We start from the raw sequence: 1,402 nt of genomic DNA, 5'->3' as shown, positions 1-1,402 counted from the left end.
TACTCCAACGTCACTTGGCTTCGGCGTTGGGCGTGGCGTGGGCATGAAGACGGCCACCGCGTTGATCATCGATGGTTTGTGAGGACAATCGAAGATCGTGCGGTGGCCGCGTGCCACAGCGTAGACCCCGCCGGGTGGCGGGTCATCCTGGACGAGGCGATGACGCGTGTCGCGGGCCGGTTCGTGCGGGCCGAGCCGCGGGCGACGGCCGGGCAGTTCGTAGAAGGGCTGCTGTCGGAGGCCGAACGGAAGACCTGCTGGTCGCTTGCGGAGCGGGCGGGTCACGGGGATCCACAGGCGATGCAGCGGCTGCTGCGCACGGCGGTGTGGGATGCCGACGCCGTCCGCGATGACGTGCGTGAGTGGCTGATCGAGCAGCTCGGCCATCCCGACGCGGTGCTGGTGACCGACGAGACCGGGTTCTTGAAGAAGGGCGTGTGCTCGGTCGGGGTGCAGCGGCAGTACACCGGCACCGCCGGCCGGATCGAGAACAGTCAGGTCGCAGTGTTCCTGGCCTACGTGACACCTGCCGGGCGGGCGATGATCGACCGCAGGCTCTACCTACCCGAGACGACCTGGTGCGAGCAGCCCGACCGCCTCGCCGCCGCCGGGGTCCCGAACGACGTCGAGTTCGCCACGAAGCCCGCTCTGGCCCGGCAGATGATCGCCGCCGCGTTGGATGCCGGAGTCCCGTTCGCATGGGTGACCGGGGACGAGGTCTACGGCGCCGACCCCGCCCTACGCGACAACCTAGAACAACGCGGAATCGGCTACGTCCTCGCGGTCGGCTGCGACCGACGCGTGGCGGTCAACGACGGCCGCACCCTGGTCCGCGTTGACGACCTCGCCGAGCGCATCCCCACCGCCGAGTGGCAACTGCACAGCTGCGGACCCGGAGCGAAAGGACCACGCGAGTACCTGTGGGCGTGGATCACCACCGCCACCCGGCCGGATGAACACCGGTGGCTGCTGATCCGCCGCAACCGCACCACCGGCGAGCTGGCCTTCTACCTGTGCTGGTCACCCCGCCCCGTCCCGCTGCACACCCTCGTGACCGTCGCCGGCTCCCGCTGGAGCATCGAAGAGCTGTTCCAGACCGGCAAAGGCCAAGTCGGCCTCGACCACTACCAAGTCCGCGGCTGGACCGGCTGGCACCGGTTCATCACCCTGGCCATGCTCGCCCTGGCCGTCCTGACCACCCTCACCGCGCAGCAACCCGACACCGACCCGGAGATCATCGCGCTGACCATCGCCGAGATCCGCCGACTCCTCAACGCCTTCGTCCTCGCCGCATCGCTCCCGCCAGAACACACCCTGCACTGGTCAATCTGGCGACGAACATCCCAAGCCCGAGCCCGCCGATCCCACTACCAGCGCAGACAGGCCAAGTGACGTTGGAGTA

1 protein-coding gene is annotated in these 1,402 nt (G+C 68.7%); it reads left to right on the top strand.

Annotated features, from left to right (window positions below; genetic code table 11):
• Positions 1 to 159 precede the first annotated feature (159 nt).
• Positions 160 to 1,392 (top strand): IS701 family transposase, encoded by a 1,233-nt coding sequence (locus ACIBO1_RS32285; protein ID WP_361429935.1) that lies wholly within the window; start codon positions 160 to 162, stop codon positions 1,390 to 1,392.
• Positions 1,393 to 1,402 lie beyond the last annotated feature (10 nt).

This window comes from Micromonospora sp. NPDC049903 (assembly GCF_044460945.1).
Taxonomy (GTDB): Bacteria; Actinomycetota; Actinomycetes; order Mycobacteriales; family Micromonosporaceae; genus Micromonospora.
The sequence above is the reverse complement of the archived record's forward strand: the minus strand, read 5'-3'. Positions and strand labels throughout refer to the sequence as shown.

Excerpts from the sequence above, each read along its gene's own strand:
- ACIBO1_RS32285 (WP_361429935.1), top strand. The coding sequence starts at position 160 with ATGACGCGTGTCGCGGGCCGGTTCGTGCGGGCCGAGCCGCGGGCGACG.